Raw genomic sequence first — 16,184 nt, forward strand, 5'->3', positions numbered from 1 at the left:
CGGGTGTTGGCGATGGGCCGGCCGATGGTCACGGGCGTGCCGGGGGCGAGGGGCGCGGCGGTGGACCAGATGGTGGTCTCGGTGGGGCCGTAGAGGTTGACCACCCCGGCCGAGCGCGCGGCCAACTCCCGGGCCAGCGCCCCCGGGAGGGCCTCGCCGCCGACCAGGACGCGCAGGCCGTGGAGCGCGTCGGGCCGCTCCTCCACCAGCGCCTGCCACAGCGCGGGCGTGGCCTGCATGACCGTGGCACCCGAGGAGCCGATCAACTCGGCCAGGGCCACCGGATCGCGGACCACCTCGCGCTCGGCCACCACCACCGTCGCCCCCGCCAAAAGCGGCAGGTACACCTCCAGCGCGGAGATGTCGAACCCCACCGTCGTCACCGCCAGGAACCGCTCCCCCTCCCCCAGCGGGAACCGCCCGGCCATGTCGTCCAGGAAGTTCAGCAGCGCACTGTGGGAGACAACGACACCCTTGGGCCGCCCCGTCGAACCGGAGGTGTAGAGCACGTAGGCGGCCCGCTCGGCGGCGAGCCCGGCGGCCGTGCCGGACACGGCCGCCTCGTCGGTCTCCGGCCCGCCGCCGGCGCCGGAAGCGGCGTGGTCCGGCTCCGCCTCGGCAGCGGCGACACTCACCGGTCGCACCGCCGAACGCCCGACCGCCGCACCGGCTGGGGTGTCGGTGTGGACGCACTCGACCGGACCCGCGACACGCCCCTCATCCGCTGCGGCGACCGGGGCGCCGTCCCCCTCATCGGCGCCGGCATCGGGGCGGTCCACCAGGAGGCGGTCCACGCCTTCCGGCAGTGACTCCGACAGCACCGCGTCGGTCACCAGCAGCGCCGCGCCGGCGTCCGCCAGCATGAACGCGATCCGCTCCGCCGGGAAACCCGGGTCCACCGGCAGGTACACCCCACCCGCACGCCCCACCGCCAGCAGCGCCGCCACCAGGTCCGCCGACCTCGGCAGCGCCACCGCCACCACCGGCTCACCACCCGCGCCCTGCTCCCGCAGCCGAGCACGCAGCCGCGCGGCCAACCCCTCCACACGCCCCAGCAACTCCCCATAGGTGACCGACACACCACCGGCCACCACCGCCACCCCGCCCGGGCACCGCCGCGCCACCGCCGCGAAACGCTCGGGCAGCAGCGGACCCGCCACGGCCACGCCGGTCGCGTTGACGCGCGCCCAGCGCTCGCACTCCTCAGGGGTGCGCACGTCGATCGCGCCCACGGGCCGCGCGGGGTCGGCCGTCATCGCGGCCAGCACCAGCCGCAGCCGCTCCACCAGGTCGCGGGCGGTGCCCGGGTCGAACAGCGCGGTGGCATAGCGCAGGGTGCCCGCCAACCCCTCGGTGCCGGGCCGCTCCGCGAACGCGAACTCCAAATCCAGCTTGGCCACCCGCATGTCCACCGGGTGCACGGCCGCCTCGGTGCCCAGCAGGGCGGGCCGGTCGGGGTCGCGCTGGTAGGTGAGCATGACCTGAAACAGCGGGTGCCGGCCCGGCGAGCGCTCCGGGTCCACCGCGCGCACCACGTGGTCGAACGGCGCGTCGGCGTGGGCGAACGCCGCCACGTCGACGTCGCGCACCCGCGCCAGGAGCTCCGCCGTGCTGGGGTCGCCCGACAGGTCGGTGCGCAGCGCCAGCATGTTGAGGAACATGCCGACGGTCTCGTGCACCGCCGCGTCGTCGCGGTTGGCCACCGGCGTGCCCACGGGGATGTCGTCGCCGGCGCCCATGCGGTGCAGCAGTACGGCCACGGCCGCCTGGAGCGCCATGAAGACGGTGGCGCCGTGCTCGGCGGCCAGCGCGCGCAGCGCCTCCACCGCCGCCGCGTCCAGGTGGAAGCCCACGGCGGCGCCGGCGCTGTCGGCGGCGGCCGGGCGCGGCCGGTCGGCGGGCAGGTCGAGTTCGGCGGGGGCGCCCGCCAGCGCGCGCCGCCAGTAGGCGAGTTGGCGGCCCAGGGGCGAGGCGGGGTCCTCGGGGTCGCCCAGCCAGTCGCGCTGCCACACCGCGAAGTCGGCGTACTCCACGGCCAAGGGCTCCCACGCGGGAGCGCCACCGGCGCGGCGGGCGGCGTAGGCGGCGTCGAGGTCGCGCGTGAAGGGCCCCTCCGACCACTCGTCGGTGGCGATGTGGGGGAACGCGAAAGCCAGCACCGCGTCGTCGGGACTTAGGCGCAGCAGGGCCGCGCGCACGGCCGGGTCGGCACCCAGGTCGAAGGGCTCGTGCAGCACCTCGGCCAGGCGCGCGTCCACCCCGGCCGCGTCCACCTCGACCACCCGCAGCAGGCGGCCCACCTCCTCGGGCGCCAGCACCCGCGGGCGCACCCCGCCCGCCTCGGGGTCTTCGGCGTAGACGGTGCGCAGCACGGCGTGGCGGGCCGCGACGTCGTGCAGGGCCGCCTCCAGCGCGCCGGCGTCCACCGCACCGCGCAGCCGGAACGCCAGCGGCACGTTGTAGGCGGCGCCGGGGCCGTGCAGCCGGTCCACGAACCACAGGCGCTCCTGGGCATAGGACAGCGGAGCGGGGCCGGCGCCGGGGCCGCGCGGGGTGAGCGGCGGCCGCGCGGCGGGCCGTTCGGCGAGCAGGGCCGCCAGCGCGGCGGGGGTGGGCGCGTCGAAGACGTCGCGCACGCGCGCCTCCACGCCGAGTTCGGCGCGCACCCGGTTGGCGGCGCGGGTGGCCAGCAGCGAGTGGCCGCCCAGCGCGAAGAAGTCGTCGTCGCCGCCGAGCGCCGCCACCCCCAGCACCTCGGCCATGAGCACGCGCAGCCGCGCCTCCAGCGGGCTCGCGGGCGCCTGCGCGGGCGCGGCGGCCGGCAGGGGGGCGGGCAGGGCGGCGCGGTCCACCTTGCCGTTGGCGGTCTGCGGGAACGCGTCGAGGACCACGACCGCCGAGGGCACCATGTAGTCGGGCAGGCGCTGGGCCAGGGCGGCGCGCAGGGCCGCCGGGTCGGGGGCGGCGCCCGGGGCCGGGCGCACGTAGCCCACCACGCGCACCTGGCCGGGGACGTCCTCGCGGGCGACGGCCACGGCCTGGGCCACGCCGCCCTGGTCGTCCAGCGCGGACTCGATCTCGCCGAGTTCGATGCGGAACCCGCGCACCTTCACCTGGAAGTCGGAGCGGCCCACGAAGTGCAGGCGGCCCGCGCGCAGGCGCACGAGGTCGCCGGTGCGGTACATGCGCGCGCCGGGCGGACCGAAGGGGTCGGCCACGAACCGGGCGGCGGTCAGGCCGGGCCGCCCCAGGTAGCCGCGCGCCACACCGTCACCGGCGATGTACAGCTCACCGACGGTCCCCGGGGCCGCCGGGCGCAGCGCGGTGTCCAGCACGTAGACGCGGGTGTTGGCGATGGGCCGGCCGATGGTCACGGGCGTGCCGGGGGCGAGGGGCGCGGCGGTGGACCAGATGGTGGTCTCGGTGGGGCCGTAGAGGTTGACCACCCCGGCCGAGCGCGCGGCCAACTCCCGGGCCAGCGCCCCCGGGAGGGCCTCGCCGCCGACCAGGACGCGCAGGCCGTGGAGCGCGTCGGGCCGCTCCTCCACCAGCGCCTGCCACAGCGCGGGCGTGGCCTGCATGACCGTGGCACCCGAGGAGCCGATCAACTCGGCCAGGGCCACCGGATCGCGGACCACCTCGCGCTCGGCCACCACCACCGTCGCCCCCGCCAAAAGCGGCAGGTACACCTCCAGCGCGGAGATGTCGAACCCCACCGTCGTCACCGCCAGGAACCGCTCCCCCTCCCCCAGCGGGAACCGCCCGGCCATGTCGTCCAAGAAGTTCAGCAGCGCACCGTGGGAAACCACCACACCCTTGGGCCGCCCCGTCGAACCGGAGGTGTAGAGCACGTAGGCGGCCCGCTCCGCCGAGAAGACGGAAGCCGCCCAGCCGTTCCCCCGCCCCGGGGAGGCGGCGACCGCAACGGCAGCGCCGACAGCCTCATCCGAGGCGCCGTTTCCTCCCTCACGCGCGGCGGAGTCGCGGCCCGGCCCATCACCGCCCGCACCCGGCACTGCGGCCCGCCGCCCATCGGCGGACACCACGCCGCCACGACCGCCCGCCCGAGCATTCCGGCCGCCGCCCACCTCTTCCTCAACAGCAGCGGCACCGAACCGGCCGTCCGGCACCCGCTCCCCGCCTGTTTCGGGGACGGCTCCCGCACCGCCACGGCCGCCACCGGCCGAGCCCGGCTCGGTCACCTCCCAAGCCTCGCCTCCCGCAACCGCGCCTGAGCCCGATCCGTCGAAATCGGCGGCCGGTCCCCGGCCGTGGCCCGGCTCCTCCGCGACAGCGGCGGCACCGGACCGGGCCTCCGGTGCCGGCGTTGTGGCCGTCCTGGTGAGGGCGCCCGCGTGGTCGTTGTCGGACGCCTCGGCGCTCCGGCCCGCATCCGGCGTGGCGCCAGGGATCGCGCCGGCTGCCGCCACGACCGATGCCGATGCCTGGGGCGCTGCCTCGCCGAGGCGGTCAACGAGGAGGCGGTCCACGCCCTCGGGCAGTGACTCCGCCAGCACCGCGTCGGTCACCAGCAGCGCGGCGCCCGCGTCGGCCAGCATGAACGCGATCCGCTCCGCCGGGAAACCCGGGTCCACCGGCAGGTACACCCCACCGGCACGCCCCACCGCCAGCAGCGCCGCCACCAGGTCCGCCGACCTCGGCAGCGCCACCGCCACCACCGGCTCACCACCCGCGCCCTGCTCCCGCAGCCGGGCACGCAGCCGCGCGGCCAACCCCTCCACACGCCCCAGCAACTCCGCGTACGTGACCGACACACCACCGGCCACCACCGCCACCCCGTCCGGGCGCCGCCGCGCCACCGCCGCGAAACGCTCGGCCACTCCCCCACCCGAGACTCCGCCGCTGACCCCTCCGGGCACCGGGCCGGCCGACGCCGCCAGGGCGGCGGCCGGGTCGGTGGTGTCCAGGGCGCCCAGCCGCGTCCGCGCCGCCGCCTCCGCGCCCCCGGCGGTCAGCGCCTCCAGCAGGCGGCCGAACCCCGCCAGCAGCTCCGCCAGATCGGCCTCGGTGTAGCGGGCCGCGTTGCCGTTCAACACGAACCGCAGGCCGCCGGTCCCGGCGTCGCGGTACACCGACAGCGACACGTCCTCCACCGGACCCTCCGACAGCGTGTGCGCCGTCCCGGGCGTGCCGGCGAAGTCCAGGTCGTAGTCGAACGCCTTGATGTTGACCATCGGCCCGTACAGCCCCGTGGCGCGCCCCACCAGCCCCAGGTCGCGGCGGATGTCCTCGGCCCGGTAGCGCTGGTGCGCCCGCAGCTCGCGCAGCCGCACCGACGTGCGGGCCAGCGCCTCGCCGAAGGTGTCGGCCGGCCCCAGGCCCAGCCGCAGCGGCAGCACGTTGACCACCATCGCGGGCGTGCGCAGCGCCGCCGACCCCAGCCGGCCCATGGCGGGCATGCCCAGCACCACGTCGCGCGCGCCGGTGCGGCGGTGCACGAAGCAGCCGAACGCCGCGACGACCGCCTCCGCCCAGCTCGCGCCCACCCGCTCGGCCGCCTCGGCCAGCCGCCGGGCCGTCTCCACCGCCGGGGCCGCCGCCGCGCTGCGCACCCCTGGCGCGGGCACCGGCGGCGCCTCCCCCAGCAGCGCCGGCTCGGGCCGGTCGGCCAGCAGCTCCCGCCAGTAGGCCGCGTCGGCGGCGCGGCGCTCGGAGGCGGCGTAGGCGGCCTCCTCGGCCACCACCTCCCGCAGCTCCCCGAAGCGCCGCCCGGGCTCCTCCCCGGCCGCCAGCCGGGTGTAGACCTCGGCCACCCGCCGGGTCAGCGTCGTGATGGCGTAGGCGTCGGCGACCACGTGGTGGAACCGCTGGAACCACAGGTGGTGCCCCTCGCCCACGCGCAGCAGCGCGAACGTGTACAGCGGCCCCCGCGCCAGGTCGGCCGGCACGGCCATCTCCCGCCGCATCCACGCCAGCGCCGCCGCGCGCGGGTCCCCCTCCCCGCCCAGGTCGACCTCGGCCAGCAGCGGCCCCGCCCACGGCACCCCCGCGTACACCCGCTGCCGGGGCTCCCCGCCCCCACCGCCCGGCCCGCCCGCACCGCCCGCGTCCGGCCCCTCCTCCACGAGCGTGCGCAGGGCGTCGGTCTCGGCGACCGTGCGCTCCAGCGCCGCCCGCAGCAGGCCGGGCTCCAGCGGCCCGGTCAGCTCCACGTACTGGCCCACGTTGTAGCGGCCGTCGCCGGCGGCACCGGAGGCGCCCGGCCCACCCGGAGCACCGGTTGCGCCCGGACCGCCGGGGTGCCCGGCGGCACCGGAGGCGCCCACCTGGTGGGCGTACCAGATGCCGTACTGGGCGCCGGTGAGGGCCAGGGTCGCGTCGTCGTGGCGGGGCTCGGTCATGGTGTGCGCTGCTCCGTGAGGGCTCGATCGGACAGGGCGGAGGGGGGCCGAACAGGAGGTGGCGGCGGGCGCCGGGGCTCAGGCGGTGCCGGACGCGGGCGCCGCCTCGGGCTCCACCCAGCGGCGGCCGTCGGGCGAGGGCACCAGCCCGCCCTCCACCAGCGGCGGCTCGGTGATGGCGCCGCCGACCCCCCGCCGCTGGATCTGGTTCATCTCGGTCATCACGTCGACCACCACCGGCGCCCGGAACAGCTCGGTCATGCGCTCCCCGCTGGGCGTGCGCGCCGCACCGGTGCGCTCCACCGCCCCCGCCAGGTCGGCCGAGGACGCGCTGAACCGCTCGGCCAGCGTGTCGGGCCGCACCAGCGCCGCCTCGGCCGAGTAGGCGCCGGCCACCAGGGTCGTGAACGCCTCCATGTCGCCGGCCTGCATATTGGTGACCTTGCGGGCCTTCCAGAAATAGGAGTCCTCGTGCTGTTGCATGTCGTAGAACGCGGCCAGGAACTCGTAGAACACCGCGTACTCCCGCCGGTAGCGCGCCTCGAACTCCCCGAACGCGCGCTCCTCGGCCAACTCGCCGGCCAGGACGCTGTTGACCGAGCGGGCCGCCAGCAGCCCCCCGTAGGTCGCCAGGTGCACCCCGGTGGAGAACACCGGGTCGATGAAGCACGCGGCGTCGCCCACCAGCGCAATCCCCGGCGCCCAGAACCGGGTGGTGGAGTAGGAGTAGTCCTTGCGCACCCGGATCTCGCCGTAGGTGCCCTCGGTGACCCGGACGGCGCCCGCCAGCATGTCCCGCACGATCGCGCACCGCTGGATCGACTCCATCAGCGTGGCCTCGCGGTCGGCCGAGATGCGCGCCGCCTGGTCGCGGTTGAGGACCGCCCCGACGCTGGTCAGCGTGTCGCTGAGCGGGATGTACCACAGCCAGCCCTCGTCGAAGGCCGCGCACAGGATGTTGCCGTCATCGGGCGCCGGCAGCCGCCCGCCGCCCTCGAAGTAGCCGAACACCGCGAGGTTCTGGAAGAACTCCGAGTACTGGCGGCGCCCGCCGGCGGCCGCGTGCAGCCGGCTGCCGTTGCCCGAGGCGTCGACCACCCACCGCGCCGCCAACTCCCGCTCCTCCCCGCCCGGCGCGGTGTAGCGGACACCGGTCACCCGCTCCCCGTCGGTGACGGCGGCCAGCGCCGCCGACTCCTCCCGGACGTCCACCCCGTGGCGGGCGGCGTTCTTCAGCAGCAGGTGGTCGAAGGTCATGCGGTCGACCTGGTAGGCGTAGGAGGTCGGCCCCGACAGCTCCGGCGACAGCGCGAACAGGAAGTTCCACGGCTCGGGGCTGGTGCCCCACCGGAAGCTGCCGCCGCGCTTGACGGTGAACCCGGCCGCGCGGACCTCCTCCTCCACCCCCAGCAGGCGGCACACGCCGTGCACGGTGGCGGGCAGCAGCGACTCCCCGATCTGGTAGCGGGGGAAGCGCTGCTTGTCCACCAGGACGACCCGGTGGCCCTGGTCGGCGATCAGGGTGGCGGCGGTGGAGCCGGCGGGTCCGCCGCCGACGACGATGACATCGAACTGCTCGGGAACGCTCATGCTGGGGCTCTCCTGGCTGGGGGGTCGGACGGCGGTCGCGCGGACGCGCGCGGACAGGCGAGGGGGCGAACGGGCGGACAGGCGAGGGTGGGCGGGGCAGGGGCGCGGGCGGCCGCCCCCGCGTGGTGCCCGCCCCCCTCAGTCCTTCAGCAGCAGCCGGGACCACGCCCGCACACTGGGCTCCTCGGCCAGGGTCATGAAGTCGGTCTCCACACCGGCCTTGCGCCAGGTCACGACCAGGCTCATCAGCCGGATGGAGTCCATGCCCAGGTCGAGGAGGTTGTCGTCCTCGCCCACGGAGCCGGCGGGTTCGCCCAGGACGCGCTCGACGTCGGCGCGCAGCCGCTCGGCGGTCAGGTCGGGGGTGGCGGATGTCTCGGACACGGTCGGTTCTCTCCTCGCAGGGGTCGCGGATCGGGGACGGGGGCGGGGCCGGTGCCCGCCGCTCAGCGGGCGGCGGCCTCGGCGGCAGCGGCGGCCGGCACGGGCGCGCCGGCGGCGGCCTCGCCGGGCTCACCCGTGCGGGCGCTGATGGCGTCGAGGATCTCCCCCACGCGCACGGCCACGTTGCTCAGCAGCGACGACGAGATGCCGTGCGTGTGCTCGGTACCGCCCTGGAGGTAGATGCCGCAGGTGATCTCGTCGCTGGTGGCCAGCCGGTAGTCGCGCTGCACCGCGCAGCGCCCGCGCGCGTCGCACACCACGTGCCCGGCCAGGTCGCCCAGCAGGTCGCGCGGGTCGCCGGGCCGGTAGCCGGTGGCGTACACCAGGTAGTCGGCGGTCACCGGCGTCTGCTTGCCGCTGGCCAGGTCCTCCACGGTCACGGTCACGTGGCCGGGCTCCTCGCTCACCCCGGCCACGCGCGAGGTGTTGTGGAACCGCAGCCGCTCGGTGCCCTTGACCTTGTCCTGGTAGGCGGCCTGGTACAGGGTGTCGATGAGGTCGGGGTCGACCACCGAGTAGTTGGTGTTGCGGTGGTAGTCCATGATCCCGGCCTTGGTCTCGGCCGAGGCGCCGTAGAACGCGTCCACGGCGTCGGGGTCGAAGATCCGGTTGGCGAACGGGCTGTCGTCGGAGGGGCTGTAGCCGAACCGGGAGAACACCGCGTGCACCTGGGCGCCGGGGAAGCGGCGGTAGAGGTGGTCCACGACCTCGGCGGCGCTCTGGCCGGCGCCCACCACCACGAACCCGCGCGGGCGGGCGCCCGGGCCGATCCGCTCCAGGCTCTGGAGCAGGTACTCGTTGTGCCACACGCGCTCGCTGAGCCGCGCGCCCTCGGGCAGGCGCGGGGTGAGCCCCGGGGCGAAGACGATGTTGCGGCCCCGGCTGCGGTGGCGGGAGCCGTCGGGGGCGCGGGCCACCACGTCCAACTGGGAGATGCGGCCCGAGGCGTCGCGCACCGGCTCCACCCCCACCACCTCGGAGCTGTAGCGGACCTGGTCGGCCACCCGGCCGGCGCACCAGGCCAGGTAGGCGTGGAACTCCGTGCGCAGCGGGAACAGCGTCTTGTGGTTGATGAAGTCGTGCAGCCGGCCCACGCTGTGCAGGTAGGACAGGAACCCGAAGTCGCTGGCGGGGTTGCGCGTGGTCACCAGGTCCTTGAGGAACGACACCTGCATCGTGGCGTCGTCCAGCAGCATCCCGCGATGCCACCCGAACTCCGGCTGGCGCTCGTGGAACACGCCGGTGAGCGCGGGCAGGGCGGGGTCGGCGGCGGCGCGGCGGCGTTGTTCGAGCAGGCCGATGGCCAGCGCGACGTTGGACGGCCCGAAGCCGATCCCCACCAGGTCGTGGACGGGCGGAGGCTGCGGCGTGGAGGTCACGGAATTCCTTTCACCGGGGGTTGGGCGGTCGGCGCGTGGGCTAGGCGCGGGTGGGCATCGGACGGGCGGCGGGGTCGAGCGCGGCGACCGCGTCGGCCGCGCTCAGCGCCACCCCGCAGCGCCGGGCGACGTAGCGCAGCGCCAGGCGGTGGTCCTCGGCGCTGAAGTCGGCGACGGCGTCGGCCACCAGGAACGGCCGCACGTCGCGCATGAACGCGTCGGCGGCGGTGAGCAGGCAGCCGATGTGGGCGTAGACGCCGGTGATGAGGATCTGGTCGCGGCCCTGGGCCCGCAGCCGCTCGGCCAGGTCGGTGCCGGCGAAGGCGCTGTAGCGCCACTTGGTGAGGACGGTGTCGTCGGGGCCGGGGGCCACGGCGGCGGCGATGTCGGTGTGCTCGGGTGCGGCGTCCATGCCCGGCCCCCAGAAGTCGCGCTCCAGGCCGCGCCGTTCCGGCGTCATACCCCCCGGCTTTACGGTGTAGATCACCGGAATGCCGGCGGCGCGGCAGGTCGCCCGCAGCGCCGTGATGTTGGCCAGCGCCGTGCGCAGCGGCTCGGCCCCGGCCCGGTAGGGGCGCAGGAAGTAGCGCTGCATGTCGTGGACGAGCAGCGCGGCCCGGTCGGGCTCGGGGCGCCAGTCCGCGCGGTTGGGCGGCAGGTCGTCCGGGGCGGGCGGTTCGTAGGGCTCGATGTGCGGCAGCGCCATCTGCGGTCCGTTCGACGAGATCGGTGGTGGACTCGGGCGCGCCGGGGCCGGCGCGCCCGCTGGGAGCGGGGGGGTCAGCCGCCCGCGCCGCCGGGCGCGGGCGCCGGGCGGGCGTGGGCGGCGCGCAGCGCCTCGCGCAGGTCGCGCCGGCTGGTCTTGCCCACACCGGTGGCGGGGAAGGCGGCGACGAACTCCACGCGGTCGGGGATCTTGTAGGCGGCCAGCCCGCGGCCGCGCAGGAACGCCAGCAGTTCGCCGCGCCCCGGCGGGGTGCCGCGCGGAACGACGTAGGCGCAGGCGCGCTCCCCCAGGTAGGGGTCGGGCACCGCGACCACGGCGGCGTCGTGCACGCCGGGGTGGGCCAGCAGGTGGTTCTCGACCTCCTCGGGCGCGACCTTCTCGCCGCCCCGGTTGATCTGGTCCTTGGCGCGGCCCTCCACCACCAGGTGGCCGGTGGGGGTGCGCCGCACCAGGTCGCCGGTGCGGTAGAAGCCGTCGGGGGTGAAGGCGAGGGCGTTGTGCTCGGGGGCGTTGTAGTAGCCGCGGATGGTGTAGGGGCCGCGCGTGAGCAGCTCGCCGGCCTCGCCCTCGGGCACCTCGGCGCCGTCGGGGCCGACGACGCGGATCTCGTCGTCGGCGGAGATGGGCCGGCCCTGGGTGGTGAACACGGTCTCGTCGGGGTCCTCGGGGCGGGTGTAGTTGACCAGCCCCTCGGCCATGCCGAACACCTGCTGGAGCGCGCACCCCAGCACGGCGGGCACCCGGCGCGCGGCCTCGGCGCCGAACTTGGCCCCGCCCACCTGGAGCACCCGCAGCGAGGACAGGTCGCGGTCGGCGTGGGCGCCCCCGGCCACCGCGTCCAGCCACAGCAGGGCCACCGGCGGAACCACGGCGGCGTCGGTGACGCGGTGGGCCTCGATGAGCCCCAGGCAGGTGGCGGGGCTGGGGTCGGGGGCCAGCACCACGGTGCCGCCGGCGTGGAACACGCCGAGGAAGCCGGGCGAACTCATCGGGAAGTTGTGCACGATCGGCAGCGCGGAGAGGTAGACGGTGTCGGGGGTGAGCCCGCAGATCTCGGCGCTGGCCCGCACCGAGTACAGGTAGTCGTCGTGGGTGCGCGGGATGAGCTTGGGCAGTCCCGTGGTCCCGCCGGAGAGCTGGAGGAACGCCACGTCGGCGGGGTCGGCGGCGGTGGCGGGCGGCGCCTGGCCCTCCCCCAGCCGGCGCACCTGTGCGAGGGAGGTGAAGCCGTCGCGCTCGGCGGGGGCGCCGCTGTCAACGGTGTCGCCGCTGTCCCCGTCGTCACCGGTGCCGCCGGCCACCACGACCCGCGCCGGGCCGCCGGTCTCGGCGCGCACCTGGGCGGCCAGTTCGCGGTAGTCGAACCCGGCGTGCACGCCGGCGACCACCAGGGCGGCGGCGTCGGTGGCCGCGCACAGGTGGGCGACCTCGGATCGGCGGTGGGCCGGCAGCGCGTACACCGGCAGCGCGCCCAGCCGGAACAGGCCGAACACCACCTCGAACACCTCGGGGACGTTGGGCAGTTGCACCACGACGCGGTCGCCGGGCGCCACGCCCAGGCGGGCCAGGCCGGCGGCGGCCCGGTCGGCGCGCGCGTCGAGGTCGGCGTAGGTCCAGCGCTGGGTCCCGCCCACGACGGCGGTGCGCTCGGCGAACCGGCGGGCGCGGTCGCGCAGGAAGGCGTCCATGGTCTCGCCGGTCCAGTAGCCCGCTGCGCGGTAGCGGGCGGCGAACTCGGGGGGCCAGGGGGTGCATCCGGCGAGCATGGCGGTGGGTCTCTCCTTGCTGGGCGGGCGGCGGACGGCGGGTGGCGAGCGGGCGGGTGTGGCTCGGGCGGGGGCGGTCGCGGTGGCGGCGGCCGGGGGGCGAGCGCGGGCGCGGGGCGGCCTCAGCCGGCGCCGGGCGGCGGCTGGTTCACTCCCAGGGCCAGCAGCAGCGTGCGCAGCTTCGCCGAGGTCTCGGCCAGCTCGGCGTCGGGGTCGGAGCCCGGCACGATTCCCCCGCCGGCGAACAGGTCGAGGGTGTCGCCCGCGACGTCGGCGCAGCGGATGGACACCACCCACTCGCCGTCGCCGACTGCGTCGGTGTAGCCGACCGCGCCGGTGTAGAAGCCCCGGTCGAACGGCTCGATGGCGCCGATCGCGGCGCGCGCGGCGGCGGTGGGCGTGCCGCACACGGCCGGGGTGGGGTGCAGGGCGGCGGCCAGCACCGCCGAGGGGGTGTCGGCGTCGCGCAGCTCGCCGGTGATCCGCGTGGACAGGTGCCACAGGGTGGCGGTCTTGGCGAGTTCGGGCTCAGGCACCCGCAGCGCCCGGCAGTAGGGGCGCAGCGCCTCGGCGACCGCCTCGACCACCACGGCGTGCTCGTGGCGGTCCTTGGCCGAGCCCAGCAGGTCCACCGCCCGGCGCTGGTCCTTGCTGGGGTCGGCGCTGCGCGGCGCCGACCCGGCCAGCGGGTTGGACACCACCGCGCCGCCGCGCTTGGCCACGAGGAGTTCGGGGCTGGCTCCGATCAGGGTGCGCGGCCCCTCCCCCGAGGTGGGGAGGTCCATGGCGAAGGTGAACCCGGCGGGGTCGCGCCAGGCCAGGTTGCGCAGCAGCCGCCCGACGTCGACGGGGCCGGGTCCGGTCAGCCGCAGCGAGCGGGCCAGGACGACCTTGGCGAGGTCGTCGTCGCCCGCGTCGGCCATCAGCTTCAGCGCCCGCTCCACACCGGCGACGTGCGCGGCGGGCTCGGGGACGGCGCGCATGGTCCACGGCCCCGGCAGGGGGCCGCGCCCCCGGTCGCCGGGCGGCGCCTCGGCGAGTGGCGGGGCCCACACCAGTTCCTCGGGCACGACGATGGCGGCGGGTGCGTCGCGGTCGAAGGGGATGGCGCCCAGCGCGACCGGGCCGCGCAGTCCGCCGCCGGGGGCCTGGGCGGGGCCGGCGGGCCGGGCGGGCTCGTCGGAGTCGGCGGTGCCCGCGCGCAGCAGGTCGCCGACGTCGGCCAGCCGGTCGGTGCGGGCGGCCACCCCGCGCCCGAGGAGGACGCCGCGTCCGGAGGCGAGGAAGGCGGAGCCGGGTCGGTAGGCGGCGAGCAGGTCGTCGAGGGCGGCGGTGCGGGCGCGCTGGTGGAACACCGATCCATCTCATTTCTGCCGTGGGGGACCCATCGGTGCCGGGGGGTAAGCGCACTGATCAGGTCGGTGAAGTGCGGTTTTCGTCGCGGCGGTGCGCGGGGGGCGGGGACGCTTCCGGGCGCGGCGGGTGGGGGGCGGCGAGGAGGGAGGCGGGTGGCGGGGGCGCCGCGCGGGCTCAGGCGCGCAGCGTGGCGCCGCCGTCGACGTAGAGGTCGTGCATGGTGATGTGGCGGGCTGAGGCGGAGGCCAGGAAGCAGACGGCGTCGGCGATGTCGGCGGGGTCGGCGATCCGGCCGAGGGGGATGCCGGTGCGGAAGGCGCCGGGGTCCCCCGCGATCACCCGGTCGGCGCCGTCGGGTCCCGACCACATGCCGCGCTGCATGGGGGTGTCGGTGGAGCCGGGCGAGACCACGTTGCACCGCACGCCGCGGCGGGCCAACTCCAGGCCCAGCGACTTGGTGAACATGGCGGCGGCGGCCTTGGAGGCGGCGTAGGCGGCCATGCCGGCGCGCGGCACACCCGCGGCGTTGGAGCCCACCGTGACGATCGACCCGCCGCCGCGCTCGGCCATGCGGCGGGCGGCGGCGCGCGAGACGTGGAAGACCCCGGTGGCGTTGACGGCGAACAGCTCGGCCCAGTCGGCGTCGCCCGTCGCGGTGACGGGGCCGGTGCGCAGCACGCCCGCCACGTTGACGGCGTGCGCGATCGGACCGAGGTCGCGTTCGACGGAGTCGACAAGGGCGTCGACGGCGGCGGAGTCGCGCACGTCGGCCACATAGGCCGCCGCCTTGTGCCCCGCCGCCCGCAGGGCCTCGGCCGTGTCGGCCGCCCCCTCGGGGTCGCGGTCGACGGCGGCGACGGTCGCGCCCGCCTCGGCCAGCCGGACGGCCACGGCGCGGCCGATGCCCTGGGCGGCGCCCGTGACCAGGGCCACCGTTCCCTCGATCCCGTTGTGGGACACGACACTCCTCTCGGCACAACAAAGGGTAAGCACACCTCAGTAAGGCAATGCTTACCTAAGCAACTGTCCGCAAGTCTTGATCGGCGGAGCGCATTGTGTCAACCCTGGAAATTCCGACTCTTGGCTCATGTATGGACATACCGGATAGCGGGATGACGTCGGAAAAGGGCGGCCAGGGCGGCGACCGTGGCTTATCCCGGAGAGTGAGCCACCGGGGATAGATCACACTGACCCGGGGGTTAGCACTACGCTGGGTAGCCGCCGAGGGAGTCGCGGCCGACGCTCAGTACCGGCGACTTTCAACGGAATGCGCTTCCCACCCGCCGCGCCCGCTTCCGGACCACTCACCGCCCTCGGTGCCCTCGACGCAACCCCCGCCACCCGCCACCGGGACCGGAACCCGGGCCCGAAGAGGTCAGCGCTCCTCCAGTTTCGGGAACACCACCCGGTTGAGGATCAGGGTCGCGGCCGCGCCGACCGGGACGGCGATGAGGGCGCCCACCACCCCCAGCAGCGCGCCGCCGAGGAGCGCCGAGGTGATCGTCACCGTCGGCGCCACGTGGACCGAGCGCTGCATGACGCGCGGCGCGATGACATAGCTCTCGATCTGCTGGTAGACGAGGAAGAACACCAGTGTCACCGCGCCCAGCCGCAGGTCGCCCACGCCCACCACCACCGTGGCGGCCAGCGCCCCGATGGTCGTGCCGACCAGCGGGATCAGCGCCGTCACCGCGACGATGAACGCCAGCGTCAGCGCGTAGCCCGATCCGATCACGCTGAGGTACGCCAGCGCCACCACCCCGCCGATCAGCGCGATGAACAGCTGACCGGCGATGAACGCCCCGATGCGCTCCAGGATCTCGTCGCCCAGTTCGCGCACCGCCGCCCGCCGCGAGCGCGGCACCAGCCGGTAGCCGACCTCCGTGATCCCCGGCAGCGACGCCATGAAGAAGAGGGTGAGCACCAGCACGGTGAAGGCGGTCACCAGCGAGGTGAGCACCGCCTGGCCCACCCCGAACACGCCGCCGAACACCCGCCGCCCGAAGTCGGCGCTGGTCACGACGTCCCCGGCCCGCTCCACCAGCCCGTACCGGCGGTCGAGGTCGGCCAGCACGGGGGTGCGCTGGGCCCGCACCAGGTACTGGGGCAGGTCGGCGATGAACTCCGCCACCTGCTGGGTCAGCGGCGGCACGATGGTCCACACGAACGCGGCCGCGAACCCCACCAGCACCGCGCAGACCAGCACGATCGCGCCCCAGCGCGGCACGCCCCGGCGGCGCAGCCACTCCACCACCGGGTTGAGGCCCACGGCCAGGAACAGCGCCACCAGGAAGCTGATGAACATGCCCTGCGCCCGCGCCAGGGTCTCCACCAGCAGCCACGCCGCGAGCACGCCCAGCGCGCCGGTGAACCCCACGACGAAGAAGTTGACGCCTTCCAGCGGGCCGGGGCGGGAGCGCCCGGCGGCGCGCTCGGCCGCGCGCATCACGGCCGCGGCCGACGCCGCGGGCGGACGCCCGCCCGCCTCCGGCGCGGAGCGCGGCGCGCTCGTGCCCGTCGTCCCCGCTGCCGCACCCGCCTCCCCCGCCGGGCGCCCGGG

General features: G+C 76.1%; 9 protein-coding genes. All 9 read right to left on the reverse strand.

The genetic code is table 11. From position 1 onward, the window contains the following. The coding region (locus tag LG943_RS23025) for a non-ribosomal peptide synthetase (RefSeq protein ID WP_270074442.1) at window positions 1-6,362 on the reverse strand (6,362 nt) is incomplete at its 3' end. Window positions 6,363-6,440: 78 nt separating this feature from the next. Then, window positions 6,441-7,952 carry a tryptophan 7-halogenase gene (locus LG943_RS23030; protein ID WP_270074443.1) on the reverse strand — a complete coding sequence of 504 codons (1,512 nt, stop codon included), beginning with the start codon at window positions 7,950-7,952 and terminating at the stop codon, window positions 6,441-6,443. Window positions 7,953-8,090: 138 nt separating this feature from the next. Continuing rightward, complete coding sequence (locus LG943_RS23035) at window positions 8,091-8,336, reverse strand: phosphopantetheine-binding protein (RefSeq protein ID WP_270074444.1); 246 nt, start codon at window positions 8,334-8,336, stop codon at window positions 8,091-8,093. 62 nt (window positions 8,337-8,398) lie between these two features. Continuing rightward, on the reverse strand, window positions 8,399-9,775 hold the full coding sequence (locus LG943_RS23040; protein ID WP_270074445.1) for a lysine N(6)-hydroxylase/L-ornithine N(5)-oxygenase family protein: 1,377 nt from the start codon (window positions 9,773-9,775) through the stop codon (window positions 8,399-8,401). A gap of 40 nt (window positions 9,776-9,815) precedes the next feature. Then, window positions 9,816-10,481, reverse strand: a complete 666-nt coding sequence (locus tag LG943_RS23045) for an isochorismatase family protein (RefSeq protein WP_270074446.1) — start codon at window positions 10,479-10,481, stop codon at window positions 9,816-9,818. 74 nt (window positions 10,482-10,555) lie between these two features. After that, window positions 10,556-12,268 carry a (2,3-dihydroxybenzoyl)adenylate synthase gene (locus LG943_RS23050; RefSeq protein WP_270074447.1) on the reverse strand — a complete coding sequence of 571 codons (1,713 nt, stop codon included), beginning with the start codon at window positions 12,266-12,268 and terminating at the stop codon, window positions 10,556-10,558. Window positions 12,269-12,390: 122 nt separating this feature from the next. Beyond that, the gene (locus LG943_RS23055) at window positions 12,391-13,623 is read right to left on the reverse strand and encodes an isochorismate synthase (RefSeq protein ID WP_270074448.1); all 1,233 of its coding nucleotides are present in this window, start codon (window positions 13,621-13,623) and stop codon (window positions 12,391-12,393) included. A gap of 175 nt (window positions 13,624-13,798) precedes the next feature. Next, window positions 13,799-14,584 carry a 2,3-dihydro-2,3-dihydroxybenzoate dehydrogenase gene (locus LG943_RS23060; RefSeq protein ID WP_270074449.1) on the reverse strand — a complete coding sequence of 262 codons (786 nt, stop codon included), beginning with the start codon at window positions 14,582-14,584 and terminating at the stop codon, window positions 13,799-13,801. A 415-nt stretch (window positions 14,585-14,999) separates the two neighbouring features. Beyond that, window positions 15,000-16,070 (reverse strand): AI-2E family transporter, encoded by a 1,071-nt coding sequence (locus LG943_RS23065; protein ID WP_270074450.1) that lies wholly within the window; start codon window positions 16,068-16,070, stop codon window positions 15,000-15,002. Window positions 16,071-16,184: the final 114 nt, after the last annotated feature.

Source organism: Streptomonospora mangrovi, assembly GCF_027604915.1.
GTDB lineage: Bacteria > Actinomycetota > Actinomycetes > Streptosporangiales > Streptosporangiaceae > Streptomonospora > Streptomonospora mangrovi.